The sequence below is a fragment of the Sinorhizobium sp. CB7 genome (assembly GCF_041357635.1).
Taxonomy (GTDB): Bacteria; Pseudomonadota; Alphaproteobacteria; order Rhizobiales; family Rhizobiaceae; genus Rhizobium.
In genome coordinates this window covers 1-24,636 of record NZ_JAULLL010000030.1, presented here as the reverse complement: position 1 = coordinate 24,636, position 24,636 = coordinate 1, and the positions used below count along the sequence as shown (strand labels likewise).

The following is a 24,636-nucleotide window of genomic DNA, read 5'->3' as shown; positions in this document are numbered from 1 at the left end:
AGCTGTTTGGCATCAGCACCTTTCCCACACTCCGTCATCCTCGGGCTCCGACCCGAGGATCCACATACAGGCAGCCATGGGAAATGGATCCTCGCCTCAAGGGCGAGGATGACGGAGTTTGGGGTGGAAGAAGGGGGCAAACTCACCCCTGTATGAGGCAGAGCTATCCAAACGATTTTCTCCCCCTCGGCCAGCACCGCAACATGCGAGTCTCCCGCGCCGTGGACACGGCGCTGCTGGATTCCTGTGACAGGCACAGGAATGAGGGCGAGAGGGGCGCATCCGGTGCCGATGGCGAGGACAGGGGTGACACGGTTTCATATTCTCCGTGCGGTGTAGATTTTTTACAAATATACGACGTCGTCTCGTAGCTTAAAGGCTAAGGCCGACGAAGACCGCGAAAATCGACACCATCAGAGAAATTACAGAAAAATCAATTCACTAGGCGTATTGGATTGATTATCTACAATTCAAACCCTACTGAAATCGAAGATCACACAGAGAAAACACCACCCCTCGCCTTGTCAAAAAGTCACGCTTGCTATAACAACTTTACATCATAGCGGAATTGATCCGCCGCCGCATTGGGGAGGACCGCTGGAATGGTCAGTTTGGATTCGCCTATCACGGTTATCAGGCCGCATCTGATCGAGTTCGGCGTCGGCACCGCGGGCCGGCTGGGGAAATGGGCGACCGAGAAGGGCTATCGCCGCACACTTGTCATTTCCGATGCGTTCAACGCCTCGCGTGTCGATGTCCTTGAACTGCAAGGCGACGTCTCGGTTTTTTCCGATGTGACGCCGGAGCCGGATACCGGCAATCTTGACAAGGTGCTCGCTGCGGCTGAAGCGGCACAGGCGGACCTGATCGTCGGCTTCGGCGGTGGCAGCGCCATGGACCTCGCCAAGCTTGCTGCCGTTCTCGCCGGCTCCTCGCAGACGCTGCGCGACGTTGTCGGGCCGAACAGGGTTCACGGGCCGCGCAAGGCAGCACTCGCCCAGGTGCCGACGACATCAGGCACGGGCAGCGAGGCCGGCATTCGCGCGCTGATAACCGATCCGGCAACCATGGCGAAGCTTGCCGTCGAAAGCCTGCACATGCTTGCCGATATCGCCGTGGTCGACCCGGCATTGACCTTCACCGTTCCCGCCCGCACCACCGCTGCGACCGGCGTCGATGCCATGGCCCATTGCGTGGAAGCCTTCACCAATCGCAAGGCGCATCCGATGATCGATATCTATGCGATCGAGGGCACCCGCCTTGTCGGCAAATATCTCGCCCGCGCCGTCAGGGATGGTTCCGATGCCGAGGCGCGCGCCGGGCTCTCGCTCGCCTCGCTCTATGGCGGCTTTTGCTTAGGACCTGTCAACACCGCCGGCGGCCATGCGCTTGCCTATCCGCTCGGTACCCGCTGGCATGTGGCCCATGGCGCTGCGAATGCGCTGATCTTCCCGCATGTGCTTGCCTTCAATACGCCCTCCGTTCCTGAAAAGACGCAAGCCGTCATGGAGGCCCTGGGCCGACGGACCTCGGACGACATCAAATCCGTCTTCGACGCCGCCTATGCTTTCTGCGCCGAGCTCGGCATCGAGATGCGGCTCTCGGGCCTCGGCGTGCCGCAAAGCGATCTCGATGCCATGGCGGATGACGCCTTCGCCATCCGCCGCCTGCTCGACAACAATCCGCGCGACTTGACGCGCGAGGACATCCGCTCGATCTACGAAGCGGCCTTCTAGAGCAATTCCAGGAAAAGTGCGAAGCGGTTTTCCGTTCGGAATTGCGTAAAAACAAAAAGTTAGAGCGGTTCTGCGCTTCCGTGAAAGGCTGAATGCTCTAAACCGCTAACGTTTCAAAAAAGGATCCTGACCGATGGAGAGGAATGCAAAAGTTGCGGTGACGCTCGGCGATCCGGCAGGGGTCGGCCCCGAGGTTATCGTCAAGGCGCTGGCCGCGCTGCCCAGGGAAGAGCGCCGCGATTTCGTGATCGTCGGCAACACCGAAGCCCTGGAGCGCGCCGGGCGCGCGACGGGCGTCGATCTCAACTTCGGCCCCACGGCATCGGGCGACGGCCGCACGGTGGCCGTCGATGAGGTGCCGCTCGACGCGGCCCTCCCGGAAATCGGCAAGGTGAGCCCGGTCGCCGGTGACGCTTCGGTTCGCTACATCCGCCGTGCCGTCGATCTCGCAATGTCGGGCGAGGCCGATGTCATCGTGACGGCGCCGATCAACAAGGAATCGATGAACCTCGCCGGCCATCACTTTGACGGCCACACCGGCCTGCTCGCCCACCTGACGGGTTCGAAGAGCTCCTTCATGCTGCTCGCCTCCGAACGTCTGAACACGATCCACGTCTCGACGCATGTCTCGCTGAAGGGCGCGATCGAACGGGCGAAGACCGAACGCGTTCTTGCGACCATCGAGGCCGGGCACAAGCATTTCATGCGCCTCGGCAAGAAGCCGCGCATTGCCGTCGCCGGGCTCAATCCGCATTGCGGCGAGAACGGGCTGTTCGGCACCGAGGACATGGAGTTTCTTGCTCCCGCGGTCGAGCAGGCGCAGGCCAAGAGCTTCGACGTGGTCGGGCCGATCTCGGCCGATACGGTCTTTGCCCGCGCCTATAACGGCGCCTTCGACCTCGTCATTGCCCAGTATCACGACCAGGGCCACATCCCGATCAAGCTTGTCGCCTTCGAAACCGCGGTCAACGTCTCGCTCGGCCTGCCGATCGACCGTGTCTCGGTCGACCACGGCACCGCCTTCGACATTGCCGGAACCGGCAAGGCAAACCACGTCAACATGCTTTCGGCGATCGCTTATGCCAGGCTCATGGCACGCTCGCCGCGGGAGAAATAGCACCGGAGGCGTTCCGGTAACGAGGTAGCGTCAGGAGGAGGCGAGCCTTTGGATCAGACAATTGTCGTGCTTGGCGGCGATCTTGCCCCGGAAGGTCGTGCGGTCCTCGAAGAGGCCGGCATCAAGGTCGTCGCAACCAGACCCTATCCCGATCGCCTGGCTGTGATCGCCATCATGGAAGCGCACAGGCCGGACGGCGTGATCGTGCGATTGATTGCCGATATGCTCGGATCGCACGAGATGGAGGCCGGCGGCCGGCTGAAGCATATCGCCAAGCATGGCGTCGGTACGAACGATATCGATGTCCAAGCGGCGACCCGGCTCAAAATTCCGGTTTCCATCACGGCCGGCAGCAACGGACAATCCGTCGCCGAACACGCGCTCGCCCTCATGCTGGCGCTCGTGAAGGATCTCACCCGCCAGGATGCGCTGATACGCGACGGTGTCTGGGACAAGAACCGGTATTACGGCCGCGAGCTCAGGGGCCAGCAACTCGCTCTTGTCGGCTTCGGCTTTATCGGACAGGCGGTCGCGCGGATGGCGCAGGCGCTCGGCATGACGGTCGCAGCCTATGATCCGCATGCGCCCGACGCCGCCTTCGGCGGCGGCATCCTGCGCGAATCCGATCTCGACAAGTTGCTTGCGGAAGCCGACATCGTCAGCCTCCACTGTCCGCTGACGCCGGAAACGCGCAACCTGATCGACGCGCGTCGCATCGCCTTGATGAAACGAGGCGCCTATCTCGTCAACACCGCCCGCGGCGAAGTGGTGGGGGAAGAGGCGCTGATCGAAGCGCTGCAAACCGGACATCTGGCCGGCGCCGGGCTCGACAGCTTCGCGATCGAGCCGCCGGACACAGATAACCCGCTCTTCAAGCTGCCGAATACGATCGTGACCCCGCATGTGGCCGGCGTGACGCTCGACGCCAAACGCGCCATGTCGATATGCGCAGCCGAGAATGTTCTGAAGACCCTGCGCGGCGAAGAGCTGCCGCCGCGCTTTCTTGCGCGCTAGCGAGCTGTAAACTCTCGGGAGGTTGTCCGCGTTAATGAGGAAGATACGAGGCTACGTGAGGAGTGACATACAGAGCATATCCCGCCAATCCACGATTTCCATGGTGGTTGTTTGGCGCGGACGCTGGTCCACCCACCCTCATTCCTCTGCTCGTCACAGGAATCCAGCCGCCGTGCGTCGGCACGGCGAAAAGACTCCTGCCAGCCGGTCGACCTTCTCCGAGATCGTCATGATGGAACCAGGCAAACAGATCTTCCTCCATCTGCCGGTATCGCGAAAAGGCGATTCTCCTGCGCCGTGGACACGGCGCTGCTGGATTCCTGTGACAAGCACAGCAATGAGGGTGGAGAGAGGCGCACCTCCTAACTCACGCGTCAACGCGGACAACCTCCCGAAAGTTCACAACTGAAGCGGATGCCGAAAGATGTGCGCGGTTCAATCATGAGAGAAGCTTCCATGGCAGATTCGACCAATTTCTCCGAAAGACGGTATCCGGCGGACACACTGCGCGCCTTCGCAAGATCGCTGTTCGTCGCCGCCGGGCTCGAAGACTACAAGGCTGGTGCGGTGGCCCATTATCTCGTGGAGGCCGATCTGCTCGGCCACTCGACCCATGGGCTCGCGCTTGCCGGCTGGTACCTGCAGAGCGTTGCGGACGGCGTCATGAAGGGAGCGGGCGAACCTCATGTGATTTCCGACCGCGGGCCCGCGATCGCCTGGAACGGACGCCGCCTGCCCGGCGCCTGGCTGACGTCGGAGGCCGTCAAGCTCGCCTGTGAACGGACCGCGCAATACGGCACGGCAACGATCAGCATTGCCGACAGCCATCACATCGGCTGCCTCGCCGCCTACCTGACGATCGCGACGGATCGCGGCTACATGGTCAGCATCGCAAGCTCGAGCCCGTCCGGCGCACAGGTAGCGCCCTACGGCGGCAGAAAGGGCATCTACACCCCGAACCCGATCGCCCATGGAATTCCGACCCCCGGCGATCCCATCCTGATCGACATCAGCGCCTCGATCACAACCGTCAACATGGCGCAGCGGCTGATCCGCGAAGGCCGGCAATACGACCACGAATGGCTTCTCGACGAAAACGGCAATCCGAGCCGCGATCCGCGTGTCCTCGAGCGCGGCGGCACCCTGCTGCCGACCGGCGGGCTGGATCACGGACAGAAGGGCTATGGCATGGCGCTGCATGTCGAAGCCTTCACGCAGGGACTTGCCGGCTACGGCCGCGCCGATGCGCCGAAGGGCACCAACGCCGCGGTGACGGTCCAGGTCTTCGACCCGGAAGCTTTCGGCGGACGCGCCGCCTTTCTCCGGCAGACGGGCTGGCTTGTCGACGCCTGCCATGAAACGCCGCCCTGCCCCGGCGTCGAGCGGGTGCGGCTGCCGGGCGAAAACGGCCTCGCCCGCAAGAGAAAGGCCGTGGAGGAAGGCGTATCGCTCTTCCCCGGCATCATGCAGTCGCTGATCCCGCACGCCGAGCGATTGCAGGTAGCTCTTCCCCTGACATTGAGCGGTCTTGTGTAGCAAATGTCGCCATCGAGCGGCACCTTTCGGGCTTAAGCGGATGCCTCTTCAATCTTCTTGATTGCCCGCACCGCCACGTTGCCGTGCTTAGGATGAACTGACCAGACCCGAAGTAGCGGAATATCGCTTGCGTTGCCGAGGTGTCCGAGGTTTGACAGTGCTTTCTCGACTACATCATCGGTCCGGAAAAACTCGAAATACCCTGTCTGACGTGTCGGGTGTTCAAGCGCCGCGCGGTAAATCGCGGCGACTTCATCGGGAAAGTCCCGGACGAACGATGTGACCAGCGGCTCCGATCCCGGGAGTCGTTGGGCGCTTTCAGAAAACATATAGCCAGAGCCGAAAAACTCCCCGATCACCGCTGCCGCCACACCCAATTCATGCCTCGACAACATCGCAAGCGGCCCAGCGCAATTCAGTCTGCGTTCAGCGGACGAAAGATCATCACGGTTGAGCCAATAGATAATCGCACCACAGGCCAGAAACGCCTGTTCGGCCGGAAGAACGGCTTCTACCGACTGGTTAGGCAGCGGATAATGCAGGCGTGCAAGCGCAGCATGCGCCATTCCAAAGATACGAACGGCGTCCTGGATCATCACTTCATTTTTCGGCGGCGGAGCCGTCCATCGCGTAATGGTAGGGCCGGCCGCCGGATCCCCGCTTGATGCCACTTCCGCAATCAATGGAGGCGCGAACATCGAATTGTGATCAACGTTTTGCGCGGCCATCACCAGCAGAGCTTTGCGGTCGTCGTCAGACAACTCGCCCCACGCTTCGCAATATGCACCATCGTAGGGATGATCGAATTGCGCGTCCCACAGGCCAGCTGCGACATCAAACATCTCGGGATCGCCACGATTCGCCAGTACCGCTCCGATTTGTGCTTTGACGCTTGCGACATGCTCCGCCTGGTCGTCATCCAGCGCGCCGAGAAACTTCAGCGCATCAATCATACCTGTTGAATCGAATCCGTTGTTCGTGGGCATCAGGTCTTCGATGACGGTAATTAAGGCATGACGCTCATGATCATTAAGCGCATCGGCACTCATTCCAGCTGCGTGCATGAGTGCCACGCGCAAGTGATGGGCTGCCTTTGACCAGACACGCTTCAGGACAGTCGGCAAAATGGGTCCGATTGAAGGGGCATCCCGGTCGGAATATTTGTCGAGTTCAATAAGCAAACCGACCTGACCGGGGCTTAGGGTTTTGGAGCGCAATCGCTCGAACAGCTTTGTACTGGCTGCGACTTTCGGCCCGTTGTAGAGATGCCCGCTATAGATAGGGCCACAAATCTGCGCCAAGCCGATCTCGCGCCGCGCAAATCCCGTGTAACTTAGCGCATACAGACCGCTACGCAGGCCCAGCTTTTGTTTCCTGGCCTCTTCAAGCAACCTGCCATGCTCTTCGGCCAGCCGCTCATCCATCATGCCAATTAGATAGAGCACTTCGTCGAGGCGACGTCCCTCGACAAGTTCGTGTGGAATAGCTGCAAGTACCGCTCGATCCTGCTCCGTCCACTGCTGCAAAGTCGCCGGCCTTGCCTCGACGTTCCAGACAAAATCCTTCGACACCTCAAACCGCACCGTCTCGATCTCTTGCCTGATCCGCGCAAGCACATCGTCGCAGCGTTTGTTTGCCCAAAGCTGAGCATCTCTTCCAAATTGTCCGGCCAGACAAGCCCTTACGACCCATGCGTCCGACAGGTTGGATAACACCCGCCGGCGAAAGCGGTCATCCTCGATCGCTTGCAGCACGAAAGGCTTCATTTCCACATGCGACGGCTGCCCCAACGCCGCCACCACCGCATCCGCATCGTCACCTGAGCGCCGTAAAATCGCTTCGGCCACAAACACATTCAGGAACATTTCGTGACTGAAACTCACCCTGTCGCCACGTTTGTTCAAGATGTTTGCTGCTTGAAGAGTCTGCAACAGAGTGCCGGAGACACCCTCACGATCCAACAACCGGTCAAGCTCCCGAACCGACAGGCTGAAGCTGATCCGGTCGATCATCATCCCACCGATACGGGACAAGGTGCGAATTCCATCCGAAGCGGCTGGGCCAAGCCGCTCGCGCACGTAGGCATCGAACAGACCATATTTGCTTGTGCCGGCGGGCAGCTGTTGTCCAAGCTGACCAATCATCCTTGCCTCAAGGCCGCTTCCAACGGTGCCGAGCAGATCAGAAAATGCTTCGACCGACGCACCGTCTGCGGCTTGCTGGGCAATAGCCCGCTTTATGCCCATATCCGGCGCCTGCACGGCATAATTATGCGTGGGAAGAAGGTCAGAGCGCTCCAGCATGATCCTGGTCGACACGACGGCATGTGCATCGTACCGCCTGACGGCCGCCGCAATGCTTCGTGTCAGGCGCTCTCGCTCCGAGGGTGTGCACTCGTTATAACCGTCGACGAGAAGAAAGATACGCCGATCCAGCAACCGCGTAGCCGCAATCACAGCAGCCGATGATGGAGCGTCGAGCAGTGCCGCCTCGCGGTTCGCCACATCGCGCAGACTACCCTCAAAATCCTTTGCCGGAATAATAACCGGCACACACCCGATACCGAGTGCGGCGACAGCTGTCTTATAGGCAAGAAGGCTTTTGCCGCAACCGGAAGCTCCCATCAGCAAAACATTGCTGTCTTCCATTGCCCGTTCGACGACAATTTCCGAGGAAAGCGCCTCACCATCACGAACACACAGAACCGGGATCATGGCAGACGCGAGCGGGCCATAGGTGCGCGTGAATGCGTCGCAATATGCCTTGAGCAACTGTTCGGCCTGGAGCAGTTCGTTGTCCAAGGCCGCGTCGAGCGAAGAGACTGCAATCAAACGATGATGAGCCGCAAATGAACGCCACTGAGCCAACGACCAGCCACGGTGGGCCGTCGACGCAATCAGGTCTGGCAACGCATCAAGGCCGCCAATCGATACCTTGAAATCACAACTCGGGAGCGTCGAACCCGGCGGAACAGCTGGAACGAACACCAGCGCTGCATCAGGGTAGGGGACCGTTGTCCCAGCGAACGTCGCCATCGCGTCACGGAGCGCAAGCTTTTCAGCAAGAGCTTGATCGTAAAGATTGGGAATCGCTTTCCACCGGCCGGTGGCAACGCGTACATGCCAGTTGCCGTTTTCAGTGCCGCGCACAGCGGAGGTGAACCCTTTTGACTCGATCACGAGGGTGCGCTGTTCAAGGCCGATAGCGAGATCAATCTGCCGGCCGCCGAAGTTCACATTGGCGAGGATAACTGCCGGGATGCCCTGCGCCGACAGGACCTCAACCACGCGCGCAAGGGTAGTCCGCTCCGATGCATGTTCTATTGGGGTTCCAATGAAAATCTCAATGGGGGCCACTGCAGCTCCTTTGCGCCAAAAAGTTTGTTGATGGACCAACTATGCACGAGATAGGAGCATCGCTCACTAGAGATTTACGTTTGCCAACAGCCACATCGCAACGCATCGACCAAGGTTGCGATGCCAAGGGTCTAATGCCGTTGACTGTCACGCTGAAGACGATGCGCAAGACGAGGACGATCTCGACAAGGCTGCGGTCATCGCCAAGGACGCCGCATCCTCACACACCCACGCTTGGTATCGGCGCACCATGCCCGGCCCAGCGACGGCCCTAAAGGGCGCTGGTCCAAGGAAGTAATTTCGGCTACCGTTCACAGCCCCCGCAAACTACATTCTCAAGTCCCTTCCTTCCGCAAGTTTCACGTTTTAGCAACCGGAAGATGTTACTCACACAGGCATCAATTTCATGCAATGACCGCTTCGCAAAATCGTCGGCAATGCCGGCGTTCCCTGTACTGGAGTTATAATGGCCCCCGAAGACGATGATATCTTTGACGCCGTGGGTGAGATCGATGAAAACGATCTGAGTATCGGTTCGCGCGATTTTCAAGAGCTGGTGGTGGCTCCCACCGACTGGACCATCAGCGTCCTTGTCGATTTGTTAAAGCGCAAGAAAATCGACCTGCAACCGAATTATCAGCGCCGCGTTGCTTGGACCCCCGATAAGATGTCCAAGTTCATCGAGAGCCTTTTCCTCCGACTGCCAGTGCCGCAGGTTGTTCTTGCTGAGACAAGTCCGGGAAATTTCGCGGTTATTGACGGGAAACAGCGCCTCAACTCGATTGCTCGCTTCTGCGTAGACCGTGATGAGCCCTTGCGGCTGGCGCATTGTGATTATCGGCATGACCTCAACGGCATGACCTACCACGACATGCTGAAGCGGCCCGAATATGAACCTGCCGTGGACGCCTTCCAGTCCCATACAGTTCGAACCATAGTTATCAAGAACTGGGGCTCGAATGAACTGATCTACCTCTTGTTCCTGCGATTGAACCAAAACAGCGTGCCACTGTCCCCACAGGAATTGCGTCGTGCGCTCTTCCCCGGCGATTTCATGAACTGGCTTGATGAAAAGACCGCCACGTCGCCCGGCATGAAGTTCCTATTCTCCAAGGTTCCGGACTTCCGCATGCGCGATATGGAAGTCGCTATCCGATACTTGGCGTTCGGGCTTTTCGGAGAACAGTACCGAGGGAACCTCAAGCTTTTCTTGGACAAGGTAACACGCGAGTTTACGACTAACTGGAAGTCCGTCAGCAGCGACTTGGATGCGATTTGGGAGCGCTATGAGCGCTCCATTAAAACAACCGCGCTCATATTTGGCGACGATGCTTTCAAGGTCTGGCAGAACGATCGCTACCAGAACACCAAAAACCGAACCGTCATGGACATCATGACCTACTACTTCAGCGACATGAACGTTGCTCATGCGGCGGTGGAGAAAGCCGAAGACGTGAGTAATAGCTTCATTGAGGTTTGTGAAGATTTTCCCGACTTTCTCAGGGCATTACAAACTTCGACCAAAACCGAGCAGGCTACGAATCTGCGCTTCCACGTATGGGGTGACTGCCTCCGCCGTGTGCTGAATATTGATGTCCCCAGGTTCCCGACCAGTATCATACAGTTCGCGTGACCCATGCCTTCAAGCCACTACGAGGCATTGCGGCACCGCCTGACGCACCTTGCCGCCCAACTTCCGCCGGATCCGCCAGTTCCTGGCTCTTTTACTGTCGCAGAGGTGGATCGGATTTCCGCCTACGCGGTGATGAGTTCGGCTGCCTGCGAGCACTACCTTGAAGAGCGCTGTGGACACGTCGCTACTCACGCAGTCGCTCGCTTCGGTTCGACGGGGAAGCTCAACCGCGCCGCCAAGCACCTCTGCCTTATGCCGTTCGTGCAGTTTCCCACGGACGACCGCGACAGCGACGCACTTAAAGCACTGCTCGGCAACGATGAAATGGGAATCTTCATCAAACGGGGCTTGGCAACCACTTCGAACGCTGAAGTCAAAGAACTCCTCAAGCGCGGATCTATGCGGTACGCGAGGGCCATCCGCGACAATCACGGTATCGCGACGAAATTTCACTTCAAGCTGCTTGGCACAATAGGTATCGACACGTCCAAGTTCACCCCGAGTTTCACAAGCAGCATTCAATCCCTTTGGGATCTTCGCGGACGGGCTGCCCACAAGGTGGTTGTGGCTGCGACCATCGTGACCCCGACTTCGGATATGCAAACCTGGACGAACGACCTTATTGCTGGTTTCCGTCTCTTGGATGACGACTTCCGGGCGTTGATGAAGCGGGTGAACTAGTCATGCGCTGGGCTGACGATGCTAAGCTGGTTTTGATAACAGCGTTGCAGCTCCGCATCTTGCGCCAATTTACCGGGCGAGCATTGCATCACCATCCCACCCGCCATCCTGACTAAGCACGACGGAGCTTTAGTGTCCGCTATTGGTGCATATTGTCGAAGAACACCGTCGGTGCCGTCAACGCGACGCGAAATTTGGAAAGTTGTTCCGAAGTAAGCGGAAGACTAAATCAGAATTTCCACCGGAGCAGGTTCAAGAAATACGATTCTGCCAGCCGTCACTAAAGGGTCACGCTCCAGAGTTTTTCAACAATATCGGCCCATTGCAGACGTGGCGTTACGGCAATCCGCCACTTTGCCCGATGCGGACAACGCTCGATATCTCCTCACTCGATCAAGAAAAAGCAATCCATAATGATATGCAGAAACTTGCGCTGCCGGTTAATGGTTTCACCATCTTCGCTGGGATAGAAAATTATAGATGTTTGTTTGTTGCTCGGGGAGAGAGATGTTGAACCTTGCTTTCAAGCTGATTTCGTTCGCTTTCTTTGCTTTACTCTCGTCACAAGAGGTCAGGTCAGAGGAAGTCCGACTTTCCGGCCGATGGCAGCAGATTTCCTCCGATGCCGGACCATGCGCGACTTGCTTCATTGGCATAGTGAAACAGGGCACAGTTCTTGTCGTCAGCACAAACAACGGCTGGGCCGCTACAGTGCAGATGGATCGAAACGGTCCTGCCTACTATGCTCTCGGCCAGGGGCGATGGAAAATGCGGCCGGGCACGATTTACAGCAATAAGGCTTTCGATGTTCTTTTTGCGCTTCGTGGCAAACAACTCATGATGGTCATGGTTGTTGAACTTGGTAACGGCTCGAAACGGACTATCAAAGCCGTTTTCGCTAGACCAGTTCCGAAATTTCCGATGACCAAAGCCTAGATGTGCTTGTCCGTGGTGATCGGTGAGGTGGGGATTTCCGTGAGGGGTGGCCTACAGAGCAATCCCGCCAATCCACGATCTCATTGCTGGTTGTTGGGCGCCGCCGTCGCCCCACCTTCCCTTGTATCTGCACGTTAGCAATTTCGTGCGATGGAAGCGACTGAGCCTCTGGTCGGGTGGCCACCCGGCCAGAGGCGTGACCAAGTCGCCCGTACTTCCCTCGGTTACAACCGTGGACGAGCCTGGGATCTTCGTCATCGTCACGTACGACCGAATAGTCGCTTGGCTCCAATCGCACGCACAAGGCAGGTTACCGTGAATAGAGTTCTCTGTGGAGTGGATGTTTCGAAAGACTGGCTGGACGCGTATATCCGTTCGGTCGGGATGTTCCAACGCTTCGGCAACGATGCGGTCGGCTTCGGCGCGCTTGCCGACTTTTGCCGGGCGCACGGGGTCGAACTCGTCGTCATGGAGGCGTCCGGCGGTTATGAGCGGACCGCGCAATACGGCACGGCAACGATCAGCATTGCCGACAGCCATCACATCGGCTGCCTCGCCGCCTACCTGACGATCGCGACGGATCGCGGCTACATGGTCAGCATCGCAAGCTCCAGCCCGTCCGGCGCCCAGGTGGCGCCCTACGGCGGCAGAAAGGGCGTCTACACGCCGAACCCGGTCGCCCATGGAATTCCGACGCCCGGCGATCCCATCCTGATCGACATCAGCGCCTCGATCACGACCGTCAACATGGCGCAGCGGCTGATCCGCGAAGGCCGGCAATACGACCATGAATGGCTTCTCGACAAAAACGGCAATCCGAGCCGCGATCCGCGTGTCCTCGAGCGCGGCGGCACCCTGCTTCCGACCGGCGGGCTCGATCACGGCCAGAAGGGCTACGGCATGGCGCTGCATGTCGAAGCCTTTACGCAGGGGCTTGCCGGCTACGGCCGCGCCGACGCGCCGAAGGGCACCAACGCCGCGGTGACGGTCCAGGTCTTCGACCCGGAAGCCTTCGGCGGACGCGCCGCATTCCTCCGGCAGACCGGCTGGCTTGTCGACGCCTGCCGCGAAACGCCGCCCCGCCCGGGCGTCGAGCGGGTGCGGCTGCCGGGCGAAAACGGCCTCGCCCGCAAGAGAAAGGCCGTGGAGGAAGGCGTCTCGCTCTTCCCCGGCATCATGCAGTCTCTGATCCCGCATGCCGAGCGATTGCAGGTGGCGCTTCCCTGACACTATGCAGCAAATGCCACCATCGAACGGCCCCCTTCGGCCCAAAGCGGACATTTGTTCGTTGTTGGAGGATGGGGCTGCTTTGCGCCCTCATCCGGTCGTTCAGGCGGACTGCGAGATTTCCTAAAAAGCTGCCGTTCGGCTTATGCGGGCTGAATGTCCAGCTTGGGTGGAAAGCGGACGTTCGCTGTCGTAGCGTTTCTCAACGTCCGCGGCAGTGTGAGATATCCGAGCTAGCCCGGCAGGTCCTCGGGGCGTTTTCTTGCGAGTATGCCCTTGGACATTCCCGTGGACTGGCCGACCTCAATCAGGTAGCCGTCCGGGTCGCGCATGTAACAGCGAATCTCAGCACCGCGATCGATCGGCGGCGTCACGAACTCAGCCCCTCTCGAGCTCCATTCTTCATAGCACGCCTGAATGTCGGCCACGCGCAGGTTCATGAAGCTGGAGAGCCTGTTCTCAAACACGTAGTCGACGACCGAGATGTCCGGCTTGTCGGGGGTGGGGCCACCGCCCGGGTTCATGATTACCCACGAGTTGGAGAGTTTGACCATGCACGGGTTCTCCTCCAGCACAACCTCGCCGCCGAGAACCTCGGAGTAGAAAGCCCGGGACCGAGCGACATTGCGCACGGTGATGAAGAGCGTCACGAGGAAGCCCTCGCTCGGCGTGGGCAACTTTTCGAAGTCGATGTATGGAGCGCGCTCGGGCACCGGCACCTCCTCAAGGAAGCTCTTTCGCGTGCGCGGTCCTCGCAGTGGTCGCGTCGCGGACGCTCAGGCGTGCAGTATGGCCCAGTCGCTTAATGACCGCAATGGGTCGGAAGCTGCACTCTCCAGATTTGCCGACAATGGCCGCTATCGCAATTTGGATCTTGTAAGCTGACAGTCTGCTCTCGGCCCCCAAAATCGGTCACTTATTCAAGCCGAGCCAGGGTCGGCTTCTGGCGCAATGCAGTAGCCGGAGGTTGCGGCATCGATACGGCCTGTCGATCCGCCGAACTGCTCAGACGGCTCGAACTTCGGCAAGTCGCTTGACTGCGTACTCGTCCTGCCAGCAGACGGCGGCTTCCCATGCGGCTGACGCTTGCGCGGCGATGTCATGCGCGCCGTCGTCGAGATCGGCAGCGTTGTCGGGCAGCACTAGGTCGAGGTCGGCGACGTCCACGTGTGACTCATCCCAGTCGATCAATGCGACGCGATCTGCGGTCATGCGGACGTTGCCAGGGTTGTTCGGATTGCCGTGGACAACGCATGTCTGACGCCCGATTAGCCGCGCCCACGCTGCTCGACATCGAATAACACCCTCAGGCGGCATCGCGTTAAGATCGATCCTCGTTCCGGTTTCGGCATGCAGGAGGTCGGTCGACGATTGCCAGCCTGGGCGCTGCGGCCAGCCCTGCGTCAGCCGATGCAGCTCGCGGAGCGTGTCGGCCACGCGACGCCAGTCGGACCCCGTCTCGGGCGGTCCGCCCTCCATGTATTTCATTACCACCAGACCGTCCACGAACAGGCGGCCGTCAGTCGTCGGGATCGGCACTGGGACGGTCATACCTTTACGGTCGAGGTGTTGGAGTAGCTCGGTTTCCCATGCGAGGTCAGCGTCAGTCCTGGAGCCGAGACGACCGACCGCGATATGTCCGTGGACGCGAACGCTCCACACGTCGTTGGCAAATCCACCAGTGAGTGGTTCGATGCGAACCGCGTCTTCACCCCATTGCCCGAGAGCTTCCCATCCCATTGGCGATATCCTTGGCGGCCCTGATCAAATTGACGGACGAAATAGAGAAAGTTTACGACGCCGCGATGTCCGCTCATGGCGCAGTGGGGAGGACGACCCTCTTGCTCAACGAAAACCGTTCCAGACATACAAGAGTGCCACAAACGGAAATACAAAACGAAGGAAGAAACCGGAATTGAATCCGTCTCGATCGACAACAAACAGAATCAAGCCTGCAATGCTTAAGGTGAGCCAGCAGTAAATCACGACTCGGAATATCTCCGAGACATAGCACCCTGCTGCAACGAGGCTGACGACCACGAACCGATACAGAACTACATGATTCGCAATAATCGCTTGTCCGGCCGAAATCGTTTCCTTTGGGATCGCAGCGATACCCATGATCAAGAAGACGAGCGCTGCCCCTGGTATGAATATGTATAGGATGAGCATTGGATGTGGCGGCCTAAATGTGAGACTTCTTTTAAGTGGTACAGCAAAATCATTTATCTCGATTTATTTGACTTACACGTGCACTTCGCAACCGCGCCCTTACATCATACGCAGTGAAATCTCGTGAGCACATTGCGCAGGATCATCGCCAAGGAACTTATATGACCCTTTCGGCCCACAGCGGACATTTGTTCGTTGTTGAAGGATGGAGCGGACTATGCGCCCCCATCGCGGCCGTCAGCTAGATCGAACTCTGATCCTGGAAGCGGCCGCTCGGCAGCGCTGGGATTACCAGTCTTGAGCCGTTGCCAAGACGGCGAACGGTCATGTGACGTTCTCCTCATGGTCGCGCAGACTTTCCAAATTTACCATCTACGAGGTATCATTCGGAGGCGCATTGGGCGCGATGCTTAGACTCGCAGACGCCTTAGCGAGAACACAGGAGTCGGCCGATGACGCGCATACGAATTTCGCAGGACGTCTGACATGGGCGCGACCTCAAGCCCGAGAGCCACCGGCGTGCGGCAATTCCTTGATCTTGAGCAGCAGCGCGATTGGATAGCGGGCAAGATCGACTTGCCGGACGCGGGCGAGCGCTTAGAGTCCCTGCAACAGCGCTTCAAATATGTCGCTCGATTTGAGAAGCTACTTAGTCGCCCGCAAGCGCGGGAAGTGCTGGAGATTCTCGGGCTATACGGTCCAAACTGCATTCCCATGCTGCGCAAGACCGAGCGCTACTACTGGTCGGTTTCCTGTCTGCCGTCGACCTCGGACAAGCCGCTCGTACGCGTCAATGCGAGTTGGATGGAGCTTTTCACGCTCTATGCTCAAGGCGACGATATCCGCGCCAGATTCATCGTGCATCTTTCGGATTTCACTACAGATCGCTCAGCAACGCCGAGCCGGGTGGACGAACCCTTTCTCGAGCAAAGCGTCGCGATGCCAGAGCACGTCAGTTATTTCTTCCCGCGTGGTGCGGACATTTTCGGTATCAATGTGCGCGGCTCTGTCTCGATCCGCAAATTCCTCACCAGCCGCCGCGTGGTGAGCGCCATTCGCACGTTCAATCTGACGCACATGAACCGGGGGCGGAACGCCTATCAGGCGAGCCATTGCTACAGCGTGGCGGATTACATGCAGGCAGATTGAGGGGGTTCTTTAACGCACGCCATCCTGGTGAACTCACCGTCGCGGTCGCGGCCCCACTTCGCGAGGTCGAAAACGACGGCGCCTACCTCGGCCGGTGCGCGCCTCAAATCGGTTGTTGAGCTCCATCACTGTCGGTCCCAAAAGCGGTCGCTTAATTCCACGGTGTCTAGGATGTTCCAGCGGCCTATTTCTCTGCGATTGCAAGCTCGAAGATGTGCGGCGATACGTCCTTGTAGCCGTTCCGGCTGACCACCTCGACAGTGTGTCCAGCCTTGGCGGTACAACTCGCGATCGCCGCGGCCACGCCTCCTGAGCCGATGAGGCAGATAGTGCTCATGCACGCTTCATCCGTCGAACTTGACCAGGTCCTTAAAGATCAGTTGACCCCAGCTATTTCCGCGCGCGTGCACAAGCAGTCCACCTTCCGAAAGCCCGCCGAGGTCGATTGGCGCGAAACCGAGATTTTCCGCAAGCGCACCAATCGCCGCTGCGGCGCCATCATCGTCGCTCGCCAGGAACACGACTCTCCTGCCACCGTGTACGGCCGGGTCTTGGTCAAGGACAGCAGCGACCAAATGGTTGAGGCCTTTCACCAGCCTGGCTCCGGTGAATGCCTTCGCGACGACGGCAGAGGACGGGAGACCGTCCAGTTCCTCAAGCGGGGCTCTCGTGTTCATCGCGTCGACGATGGTCTTTCCCTTCCAGTTGGGCAGCGCCTTCGCGACCTCCGGGTGCGACTCGAAACGGACAGCCAAAAAGATGATGTCCGCCTTGACGGCTTCCGCCAGGGTTGTGGGAATGATCTCGGGTCCGATCGCGGCTGCATCGGCTGCAAAGCTTGCCGGATCGCGCGTGGTTGCAACGGATACTTCGATGCCCTTGCGGGCAAACGCCCTAGCAAGAGCGTGGCCGATCTTGCCGAAACCGATAATTGCGTAGCTCATTATATTCTCCTTCGATTGTTCGGCGCGGTTAGAGCTTGTAGCCGCCGCTTGCTTCAATCGTCTGGCCCGTCACCCAATGGCCGTCATCGGAGGCCAGGAACGCCACGACGGCGGCGATTTCCGAAGGCTCGCCAAAGCGTCCCAACGCGATTTCGGCCTCAACCGCCTTTACGAGTTCGGGATTCTCCCGGAAGGCGGCGTTCGCGTCCGTTCGCGTGTAGCCCGGCGCTACGGCGTTCGCGGTAATTCCGCGCGGCCCCAGCTCGGACGCGAGCGCATGGGTCAGGTTGTTGATGGCCGCTTTGGTCATCGAGTAGACGGGCGCGGCTGTTACGGGCTTCGTGGCGGCAGCGGAAGAGATGTTGATGATGCGTCCACCATCGGCGAGACGATCCAGAGCGGCCTGAACGATGAAGAAGGGGGCGCGGGCGTAGACCGCGATCAGGGTGTCCCAACTGTCCGGCGTCGCGTCTTTGAAGCCAACCCAGCCGGAGTTGCCAGCGTTGTTGACCAGAATGTTGAGGGCTTTGCTTGCGTTCCGCTTGGTGAACTCGTCGTCGAGTCTCTCGAACAAGGTCGGGACGGTCGTTGGGTCAACGAGGTCCGCGTGGATCGCGAACGCCGTGCCTCCGGCTTTCTCGATAGCCGCCACTGCCTCGTCTGCGCCAGATTTGCTGGCGTTATAGGTCAGCGCGACCGTCGCACCATCCCTTGCAAGACGTTCGGCGATGGCGCGGCCAATGCCCCGCGATGCCCCGGTAACGAGAGCAGTTTTTCCTTTAAGAGGCTGTTCCATTTCATTTCCTTCCGTGGATGTGTGCATAACCGGATTACTGGAGTGACCGGCCGCGCGTGGCGCGTCAGAGTTGCGCAAGGCCGCCGTCAACGGCGACCTCGCTGGCGGTCATGAAGCTGCTGTCCGACGACGCGAGAAATGCAGCCACCGCTCCGATCTCTGCCGGATCGGCCATGCGCTGGAGCGGCGTCATCGAGGCGAAGACTTTCTGGCCCTCCTCGCCGAGCGATTCCTTCGCGAGTTCCGTCGCCGTCGCCCCAGGAGACAGCACGTTTACCCGGATGCCGGTGCCCTTCAGGTCCTCCGCCCAGGTCCGCGCGAGGTTGCGCACTGCCGCCTTGCTCGCGCTGTAGGCGCTCATTGCCGGGGCGCCCGTGGTGCCGGCGCTCGATCCGGTCAGGATGATCGATCCGCCTTCGCCCATCAGCGGCAGCGCCTTCTGGACCGTGAAGATCGTGCCCTTCACATTGGTGTCGAAGGTTTCATCAATGTGTTCGGCGGTGATCTCGCCGAGCCGAAGCATGCTTCCCGCTCCGGCATTGGCGAAGACGATGTCGAGGGTTCCGCGCTCGGCCTTCACCGCCGCATAGAGCCGGTCGAGATCGGCTTCATTGGAAACCGAGCCCTTCACCGCACGGGCATTGGGCCCGAGGTCGGCTACAGCGGCGTCGAGCGCTTCCTGCCGGCGGCCGAAGATGAAGACGAAGGCGCCCTCCTCGATGAAGCGCTTTGCCGCGCCGAGGCCGATGCCGGTAGCCCCGCCCGTGATGACTGCAACCTTACCCTCAAGCTTTCCCATGACTTTTCCTTTCGTCGTGCGGACAGCGCCTGTTGCCATTTGCGCACACGCACACTATCTAGTGGATCACTGATCCGCTTTATAAACGGATCGCCGATCCACATATACGGATCACTGATCCACTTATCAAGGCAGTCCATGCGAGCCGACGCAGAAAAAAATCGCAGCCAAATTCTTAACGTTGCGCGTGACGTCATCGCGGAGCATGGGGCGGACGCGTCGATGCGCGATATCGCCCGCCGAGCCGGCGTCGGGTTGGCCACGCTGCTTCGTCATTTCCCGACGCGAGAAGCCCTGTTCGAAGCGTTGCTGTGTACCAATCTGGACGCACTGACGCAGAGGGCAGCCGAACTCGAAACCTCGACTTCGGCTGACGAAGCGCTTCTCACCTGGTTCCGGGAATTGGTGGCATTCACCCAAAGCTACAGGGGCGTCGTCGCCATGATGGCGGCCGCCCACACGAACCCGGACTCCGCTCTTTACGCTTCGTGCGCAGCGGTGCACTCGGCAGGCGCGCGACTACTGCTCCGTGCTCAGGGCGAGGGAACGGCGCGCACCGATATGGATGGGGACGACCTGTTCGCCCTGATAACGGCTCTCGGCTGGGCGGTCGACCAACCCTCATTCGCGCCACGGGCGGATCATCTCGTTCAGCTCATTACGAGCGCCATCCTCACAAATCAGCCTGGCGACGATTTCAAAAAGGCAACGCCTTGAATCAGACCGGCGTCGGATGGCAGCAATGCGCCCCCAATGTCGGTCGTTAAGCTCAGATATTTCCAGTCCCCAAAGCGGTCATTTCCCCGAAGTCCAGGGTGCTTCGGCGGCCCACTACCCCAAGATTGCGCGCTTAATCTCAGGCGACCTCGTGCAGTGTGGAGTGATCAACCCGCATTATGACCCTGCGGGAAGAATGAATTCCATCATCGGCGATATCGTCTCTGCAGCTTTGGAGTATGCTTCGATAATTGGGATTCAAATGCAGGAGGTCCCTTCCGCACGGAGCCGTGAGAGACCAGTACAGCGATGACCGTGCCCTACTGGTGTGTGGTGAAACCGTTGACGGGAAACTGGTCCATGTTTCGAGCCTAATCGGCTTCCTTCCGCGTTACGTGTCCTTCGTGCTGGGGCAGTGCGTCGGTGATGGTGAACCAGGGCGCCTTCGAGCCGACGAACATGTGGTCCGTCGGTGAAATTGACGGAGCATCGATCAGCGTCCCCATCGCGACGTGAACGAACCCTCCGTCAACGCGAGAGAACAGCAGCGAGCCGCATGTTTTGCAATGCTCATCGCTGAACTGGTCTTTCTCGAATGAGGAGATGTCCCCTTCACCCCGAATGACAGTCAGTTCTTCGCCATGAATGCGGGCGAATGCCTTAAACGCGGACCCCGTTGTGCGGCGACAAGCTGCGCAATGACAGTTTGCTGCGAAGATGAACGCGTCGGTGACCTGATAGCAGACTTTTTGGCATAAGCAGCTCCCCTGCAATCGACGTTTACGGCTCGTCTCGCTCATCTGGTTCTCCGCATGTCGTCATCATTGACTCCTCGCAGCCGGCTGCGTCGCCGCGACCGCCAGCTACTGGTCATCGGTCCGAACCCGAGATCGATACCTTGGCTATGAAGGCAAGGACCGTCGCATTGAATTCGTCCGGACGCTGTAGCGGCGCAAAGTGACTAACGCCGGGCAAAATTATTAATGCGGCCCCCGGAATAGCATCGGCCAGGTAGTTGGCATGCTCTCGCTTGATGAATTCGTCATGCTCGCCGAGTGCGACGATGACAGGCACCTCGATGGCGCCAAGGTCCTCTTTGCTATAGTTCGGCTGGGTTCGCATCATCAGCCCCACCGCGCTGACGAACTGGTCGAAGTCGGCTGGTGTGGCGGAGAGCATGGCGTAGTCTTTCCTGTGGCGACTGAAGCAGCGATCGAGAAGCGGACTCGGTTCGATCTGCTTTGTGCCACCAGGATCCATGTTGCAGGCAAAAAAGAAGACGCCTGCCACGCGTGCTGGTGCCTTGGAGGCAAGTACCAGAGCGACGCAGGCGCCGTCACTCCAGCCGGCGAAGGCAGCCTTGTCGAGGGAAAGGTGGTCCATCACAGCCACGACGTCAGAAGCCATGAGTTCATACGAATATGGCCTGTGATCGCGGGTGCTGCGGCCGTGCCCGCGACTGTCGATCGTCACGACGCGGTGGCCCGCCGCTACCAAGGCCGGCACCTGATATCCCCAATTGCCGCTGTGGCCGAGTCCGCCGTGCAACAGGATGACGGGAGGACCGCTGCCAAATGATGCATACCAGATCAGAGCTCCGTCATGCTCCACGCGATCCTCGCGATCGGGGGCGGGGAGAAGGGCAGCTCCATGCTCGGCAAACCGGGTAAGGTCGTCGTCATATAAATTCATATCGGACTCCGTGTTTTCGAGAGCTACGCGCGCCGTTGACACATACCAACCTTATGGTATGAATGTTCGCATGTCTAGGCCAACCAAACATGCTCCCGAGCGCGGTGATGCCCGAACCCGGCTCCTGGAAGCTGCAAGGGACACCATCCGCGCCAAAGGCTTCGCCTCGGCCAGCATTGATGATCTTTGCAGGGCGGCTGAGGTAACCAAGGGGGCATTCTTCCACAGCTTCGGTAGTAAGGAAGCCCTGGGAGTTGCCGCTGCGGAATTTTGGGCCAGGACCACCTCGGACTTTTTCGCCGCGGCTCCCTATCATCACCCTCCCGATGCGTTGGAGCGGGTGCTTGCCTATGTCGCCTTTCGCAAAGCGATCATCACAGAGGATCTGGCGGAGTCCAGCTGTCTGGTCGGAACGATGGTTCAAGAGACCTACATGACCTTCCCCAGCATCCGCGATGCGTGCGGAGCCAGCATGTTCGATCATGCGTCGACGCTAGAGACCGACATTGAACTGGCCCGCCGTGAGCGCGGTGTTACGGACGATTGGACTGCCGAAAGTCTGGCTCGATACACGCAGACTGTTATCCAAGGAGGATTCGTCCTTGCGAAAGCAGGAAATGACGCGGAGCTGGCGCGCGAAAGTCTTGCTCATTTGGAGCGGTATATTCGGCTTCTGTTTCGCGTTGCCGAGGACGAGACGTGAGCGAGATCGATCAGAACGCAATCGAGCGCATGTTCTGCCGGCTTGAGGATGTCCGTCGCCCTCAGCCCGGTGCGACCGCAAACGTCGTCAGTCTGTGAGTCCGAATTCCAAGGCCGAACCAATTTTTGTTGATCGAACGGCAACATGATCGCTAAGTAACAACCAGCCGCATCTCTGCCGGGGAGTGCGCGTCCGCTTGGTCGAACTCAATGTTGGTCTAAATGGCTGGATGGCCGCTATTCGTTTTGCGACCTCCGAAGCCGACAGTCCGCAATCGGCCCCAAATCGGTCACTTATTCAAGCCGAGCCAGCGTCGGCTTCTTGGCCGAAATCGGTCGCCTCTATGTGCAGTCGATCGTCCGTTTTGGAAAGTGGTCGCTTCCTTTTGGTTAAGAGCGCCAGCTATAGGTTGGCCTTATCAAGCCGTTTGAAGAATTCTTTGATGGCCGCAGTGTCTTCCTCCGCGGCGTTCGTGTTGCTCTTCCCGATCTCAATCATCTCGAACCGGCTCTTCCGGGCCTGTCTCGTCAACAGCATGAACAACTCGGCAAAAAAGATTGCTGTCGCTACAGCGCCAACACTTTGAATTGCTGCATGTTTTTATCCTTAAATCGGTTCCGATTTAAGGAAACATGCAGTAGGCCGCGGGGACGAATTAGAGGAATGAGGATTCCTTGGAGGGGTCGGTTGTGGTTCATGGGTTCCCGACTGAGCCGGAGATCGCAAGCCATGTCGACACAAATGAGCGAGGAGGATTGGGCGCACACGCTGGAGGTATCCGGGCTTGCCTGCCGCGACGCGGGCGGGGTGGCTCCTCGCCGGCGTGGCGCGAGGAAGTTCACCTCAAATTGCTCTTCGGAAACAGCACGCGATCGGGTTTTGCATTCATTCGCGCCAACATTTCCTTGATCAAGCGCGTTTTGGTGCGCCCCGCTTCCTTCGGCGGCACAAGGTAACGCACGATGGCCTCGAGCCAGGTGTTTTCACTGACGCGAAAATGAACCACCGGATGCTCCTTCACTTCGAGTTCGTCCACCGGCGTTTTCGACAGGATGTGCTTATAGACCTTCACCTTCTGGCTCATGATGTCGCCCATCTGCTCTTCCACGACCTCTCTCATGGTTAGTGCCACGAATTCCAAATCGCTTTCATACGCGAGCTGGAACTTGATTTCGTTCCAGACATAGGGAAACAGCGGCCAGGAGTAGTTGAAGACCGGCGTGTCAAACACGGTGGAATTCGGAAATTTGATGATGCGTCCGCTCGGATGATCGGTCCAAAGATGTTCGCCGCCGAATTCCCATAACGTCGTGTCGAGATAGCTGACATCAACGACATCGCCATGGGCATCGCCGATGCGAATGCGGTCACCAACGCGATAAGGCGCCCTGGCCAGAATATAAATCCACGCGATGAAACTGGAGATCGGCATTTGCAGCGCAAAGCCGAGAATCAATGAAATCAGGCCGAGCGAAACAACCGCGGCGTACCAGTTTACAAATAAGACTGAAATGGCCACGAAGACGATGGCGATGGCGACGAGCAATCGAAAAATACGTTTCAGGTTGAAACGCGACACACGATTGGGAATTCGGCCTATGAGAAAGACTTCGATAACATTCGCCACGGTCAGCAAAACGAAAATGACAAGGCCGCCCCTGACGTAGTTCAGCACGCGAACGCGCAAAGGCCCGTCAAGCCATTCTAAGCGCCAATTGATCAGGACTTGGACGCCAAATAGCAGCAAGGCGGCGGCAGCGAAGCCAACCATCCACCAGATATCTCCCCTGCGCAGGCTGAAGCGAAAGTTTTCCTCGGGCTTTTTCGCCTTCTGCTGCATAGTTTTTGGATCAGCAGTCTGTTGCGCGGCCCGTTCAAGCCGAGAAAGGTTCTCCTGTTCCTTGTCGCGTCGTTCCATGGGTTCACCCCGATGTGGCCATCCACCCCAGCCAGGGCCTTCTCATTCCTTGACGACGGCATTCCGGGGACGCCTCGCCATACGGCGAGGTTTGATGGACAAGTCCGGGGCAGGCCCGTCGTCGTTTCGCAGGCCTATACTTGATCAAAATCCGTCCACGCGGCTTAAGACATCGAGTGATCTATTATATCCATCATGGGCACTTGCCTCCACTGCATGTTTCCTTAAATCGGAACCGATTTAAGGATAAAAACATGCAGCGATTCAAAGTGCTACAGCGACCTTTGTGCGTCTTATAAGACGCACGGCGCTGTAGGAATTCCATCCATGATCAGCAGCTGCTGAGCCGATGGCTACCGTCCGCAATGGGTCGAACGAGCCGGACGTCGGAAGGTCCTCTAATGCCAATCTATGATCTCATTGCTGATTGTTTGGCCCCGCCGTCGCCCCACCCACCCTCATTCCTGTGCCTGTCACAGGAATCCAGCAGCGCCGTGTCCACGGCGCGGG

At 58.9% G+C, this 24,636-nt stretch carries 23 protein-coding genes; 12 read left to right on the top strand and 11 right to left on the bottom strand.

What is annotated here, in order from left to right; translation table 11 throughout:
- Positions 1–602: 602 nt before the first annotated feature.
- The 4 genes from AAE029_RS33905 (at position 603) to AAE029_RS33890 (ending at position 5,403) form a co-directional block, all read left to right on the top strand.
- The gene (locus AAE029_RS33905; RefSeq protein ID WP_371077328.1) at positions 603–1,736 is read left to right on the top strand and encodes an iron-containing alcohol dehydrogenase; all 1,134 of its coding nucleotides are present in this window, start codon (positions 603–605) and stop codon (positions 1,734–1,736) included.
- A gap of 133 nt (positions 1,737–1,869) precedes the next feature.
- A complete protein-coding gene (gene pdxA, locus AAE029_RS33900) occupies positions 1,870–2,853 on the top strand; it encodes a 4-hydroxythreonine-4-phosphate dehydrogenase PdxA (protein ID WP_371077327.1) in 984 nt (327 codons plus the stop codon).
- A 48-nt stretch (positions 2,854–2,901) separates the two neighbouring features.
- Positions 2,902–3,867, top strand: coding sequence for a hydroxyacid dehydrogenase (locus AAE029_RS33895; protein ID WP_371077326.1), 966 nt, complete (start codon positions 2,902–2,904; stop codon positions 3,865–3,867).
- A 456-nt stretch (positions 3,868–4,323) separates the two neighbouring features.
- Positions 4,324–5,403 carry an Ldh family oxidoreductase gene (locus AAE029_RS33890; RefSeq protein WP_371077325.1) on the top strand — a complete coding sequence of 360 codons (1,080 nt, stop codon included), beginning with the start codon at positions 4,324–4,326 and terminating at the stop codon, positions 5,401–5,403.
- 32 nt (positions 5,404–5,435) lie between these two features.
- Here the strand turns inward: AAE029_RS33890 and AAE029_RS33885 are convergent, their stop codons facing one another.
- Positions 5,436–8,759: an NERD domain-containing protein gene (locus tag AAE029_RS33885; protein WP_371077324.1), complete on the bottom strand. Its 3,324-nt coding sequence runs from the start codon at positions 8,757–8,759 to the stop codon at positions 5,436–5,438.
- Positions 8,760–9,225: 466 nt separating this feature from the next.
- Here AAE029_RS33885 and AAE029_RS33880 point away from each other — a divergent pair, with 466 nt between their 5' ends.
- The 4 genes from AAE029_RS33880 (at position 9,226) to AAE029_RS33865 (ending at position 13,236) form a co-directional block, all read left to right on the top strand.
- A complete protein-coding gene (locus AAE029_RS33880; RefSeq protein WP_371077323.1) occupies positions 9,226–10,392 on the top strand; it encodes a DUF262 domain-containing protein in 1,167 nt (388 codons plus the stop codon).
- Between the two features lie 3 nt (positions 10,393–10,395).
- The gene (locus AAE029_RS33875; protein WP_371077322.1) at positions 10,396–11,073 is read left to right on the top strand and encodes a hypothetical protein; all 678 of its coding nucleotides are present in this window, start codon (positions 10,396–10,398) and stop codon (positions 11,071–11,073) included.
- A 507-nt stretch (positions 11,074–11,580) separates the two neighbouring features.
- On the top strand, positions 11,581–12,009 hold the full coding sequence (locus AAE029_RS33870; protein WP_371077321.1) for a hypothetical protein: 429 nt from the start codon (positions 11,581–11,583) through the stop codon (positions 12,007–12,009).
- A 315-nt stretch (positions 12,010–12,324) separates the two neighbouring features.
- The gene (locus AAE029_RS33865) at positions 12,325–13,236 is read left to right on the top strand and encodes an Ldh family oxidoreductase (RefSeq protein WP_371077320.1); all 912 of its coding nucleotides are present in this window, start codon (positions 12,325–12,327) and stop codon (positions 13,234–13,236) included.
- 233 nt (positions 13,237–13,469) lie between these two features.
- Here AAE029_RS33865 and AAE029_RS33860 read toward each other — a convergent pair whose 3' ends face one another.
- From AAE029_RS33860 to AAE029_RS33850, 3 genes are all read right to left on the bottom strand, one after another.
- A complete protein-coding gene (locus AAE029_RS33860; protein WP_371077319.1) occupies positions 13,470–13,949 on the bottom strand; it encodes a VOC family protein in 480 nt (159 codons plus the stop codon).
- A gap of 292 nt (positions 13,950–14,241) precedes the next feature.
- On the bottom strand, positions 14,242–14,976 hold the full coding sequence (locus tag AAE029_RS33855; RefSeq protein ID WP_371077318.1) for a phosphotransferase enzyme family protein: 735 nt from the start codon (positions 14,974–14,976) through the stop codon (positions 14,242–14,244).
- 105 nt (positions 14,977–15,081) lie between these two features.
- Entirely contained in the window at positions 15,082–15,363 is a 282-nt protein-coding gene (locus AAE029_RS33850) for a hypothetical protein (protein WP_371077317.1), read from the bottom strand.
- Positions 15,364–15,894: 531 nt separating this feature from the next.
- On the opposite strand from AAE029_RS33850, the gene AAE029_RS33845 reads away from it, so the two are divergent.
- Positions 15,895–16,557 (top strand): hypothetical protein, encoded by a 663-nt coding sequence (locus AAE029_RS33845; protein WP_371077316.1) that lies wholly within the window; start codon positions 15,895–15,897, stop codon positions 16,555–16,557.
- A gap of 184 nt (positions 16,558–16,741) precedes the next feature.
- Here the strand turns inward: AAE029_RS33845 and AAE029_RS33840 are convergent, their stop codons facing one another.
- The 4 genes from AAE029_RS33840 to AAE029_RS33825 form a co-directional block, all read right to left on the bottom strand.
- Positions 16,742–16,894 (bottom strand): hypothetical protein, encoded by a 153-nt coding sequence (locus AAE029_RS33840; protein WP_371077315.1) that lies wholly within the window; start codon positions 16,892–16,894, stop codon positions 16,742–16,744.
- A 7-nt stretch (positions 16,895–16,901) separates the two neighbouring features.
- On the bottom strand, positions 16,902–17,501 hold the full coding sequence (locus tag AAE029_RS33835) for an NADPH-dependent F420 reductase (protein ID WP_371077314.1): 600 nt from the start codon (positions 17,499–17,501) through the stop codon (positions 16,902–16,904).
- Positions 17,502–17,529: 28 nt separating this feature from the next.
- The gene (locus AAE029_RS33830) at positions 17,530–18,297 is read right to left on the bottom strand and encodes an SDR family NAD(P)-dependent oxidoreductase (protein ID WP_371077313.1); all 768 of its coding nucleotides are present in this window, start codon (positions 18,295–18,297) and stop codon (positions 17,530–17,532) included.
- Positions 18,298–18,361: 64 nt separating this feature from the next.
- The gene (locus tag AAE029_RS33825; protein ID WP_371077312.1) at positions 18,362–19,096 is read right to left on the bottom strand and encodes an SDR family NAD(P)-dependent oxidoreductase; all 735 of its coding nucleotides are present in this window, start codon (positions 19,094–19,096) and stop codon (positions 18,362–18,364) included.
- Between the two features lie 138 nt (positions 19,097–19,234).
- Between AAE029_RS33825 and AAE029_RS33820 the strand changes: the two genes are divergently transcribed.
- Positions 19,235–19,813, top strand: coding sequence for a TetR/AcrR family transcriptional regulator (locus tag AAE029_RS33820; RefSeq protein WP_371077311.1), 579 nt, complete (start codon positions 19,235–19,237; stop codon positions 19,811–19,813).
- 371 nt (positions 19,814–20,184) lie between these two features.
- On the opposite strand, the gene AAE029_RS33815 is transcribed toward AAE029_RS33820, so the two are convergent.
- A complete protein-coding gene (locus AAE029_RS33815; RefSeq protein WP_371077310.1) occupies positions 20,185–20,613 on the bottom strand; it encodes a GFA family protein in 429 nt (142 codons plus the stop codon).
- A gap of 70 nt (positions 20,614–20,683) precedes the next feature.
- Entirely contained in the window at positions 20,684–21,505 is an 822-nt protein-coding gene (locus AAE029_RS33810; protein WP_371077309.1) for an alpha/beta fold hydrolase, read from the bottom strand.
- Between the two features lie 70 nt (positions 21,506–21,575).
- Here AAE029_RS33810 and AAE029_RS33805 point away from each other — a divergent pair, with 70 nt between their 5' ends.
- Entirely contained in the window at positions 21,576–22,208 is a 633-nt protein-coding gene (locus tag AAE029_RS33805; RefSeq protein ID WP_371077354.1) for a TetR/AcrR family transcriptional regulator, read from the top strand.
- A gap of 196 nt (positions 22,209–22,404) precedes the next feature.
- Positions 22,405–22,794, top strand: coding sequence for a hypothetical protein (locus AAE029_RS33800; protein ID WP_371077308.1), 390 nt, complete (start codon positions 22,405–22,407; stop codon positions 22,792–22,794).
- A 252-nt stretch (positions 22,795–23,046) separates the two neighbouring features.
- On the opposite strand, the gene AAE029_RS33795 is transcribed toward AAE029_RS33800, so the two are convergent.
- A complete protein-coding gene (locus AAE029_RS33795; RefSeq protein ID WP_371077307.1) occupies positions 23,047–24,126 on the bottom strand; it encodes a mechanosensitive ion channel family protein in 1,080 nt (359 codons plus the stop codon).
- Between the last annotated feature and the right edge of the window lie 510 nt (positions 24,127–24,636).

Coding starts and splice junctions, on each gene's coding strand:
- AAE029_RS33905 (WP_371077328.1), top strand. CDS start 603: ATGGTCAGTTTGGATTCGCCTATCACGGTTATCAGGCCGCATCTGATC.
- pdxA (WP_371077327.1), top strand. CDS start 1,870: ATGGAGAGGAATGCAAAAGTTGCGGTGACGCTCGGCGATCCGGCAGGG.
- AAE029_RS33890 (WP_371077325.1), top strand. CDS start 4,324: ATGGCAGATTCGACCAATTTCTCCGAAAGACGGTATCCGGCGGACACA.
- AAE029_RS33880 (WP_371077323.1), top strand. CDS start 9,226: ATGGCCCCCGAAGACGATGATATCTTTGACGCCGTGGGTGAGATCGAT.
- AAE029_RS33875 (WP_371077322.1), top strand. CDS start 10,396: ATGCCTTCAAGCCACTACGAGGCATTGCGGCACCGCCTGACGCACCTT.
- AAE029_RS33870 (WP_371077321.1), top strand. CDS start 11,581: ATGTTGAACCTTGCTTTCAAGCTGATTTCGTTCGCTTTCTTTGCTTTA.
- AAE029_RS33855 (WP_371077318.1), bottom strand. CDS start 14,976: ATGGGATGGGAAGCTCTCGGGCAATGGGGTGAAGACGCGGTTCGCATC.
- AAE029_RS33845 (WP_371077316.1), top strand. CDS start 15,895: ATGGGCGCGACCTCAAGCCCGAGAGCCACCGGCGTGCGGCAATTCCTT.
- AAE029_RS33840 (WP_371077315.1), bottom strand. CDS start 16,894: ATGAGCACTATCTGCCTCATCGGCTCAGGAGGCGTGGCCGCGGCGATC.
- AAE029_RS33835 (WP_371077314.1), bottom strand. CDS start 17,501: ATGAGCTACGCAATTATCGGTTTCGGCAAGATCGGCCACGCTCTTGCT.
- AAE029_RS33830 (WP_371077313.1), bottom strand. CDS start 18,297: ATGGAACAGCCTCTTAAAGGAAAAACTGCTCTCGTTACCGGGGCATCG.
- AAE029_RS33825 (WP_371077312.1), bottom strand. CDS start 19,096: ATGGGAAAGCTTGAGGGTAAGGTTGCAGTCATCACGGGCGGGGCTACC.
- AAE029_RS33820 (WP_371077311.1), top strand. CDS start 19,235: ATGCGAGCCGACGCAGAAAAAAATCGCAGCCAAATTCTTAACGTTGCG.
- AAE029_RS33815 (WP_371077310.1), bottom strand. CDS start 20,613: ATGAGCGAGACGAGCCGTAAACGTCGATTGCAGGGGAGCTGCTTATGC.
- AAE029_RS33810 (WP_371077309.1), bottom strand. CDS start 21,505: ATGAATTTATATGACGACGACCTTACCCGGTTTGCCGAGCATGGAGCT.
- AAE029_RS33805 (WP_371077354.1), top strand. CDS start 21,576: ATGTCTAGGCCAACCAAACATGCTCCCGAGCGCGGTGATGCCCGAACC.
- AAE029_RS33795 (WP_371077307.1), bottom strand. CDS start 24,126: ATGGAACGACGCGACAAGGAACAGGAGAACCTTTCTCGGCTTGAACGG.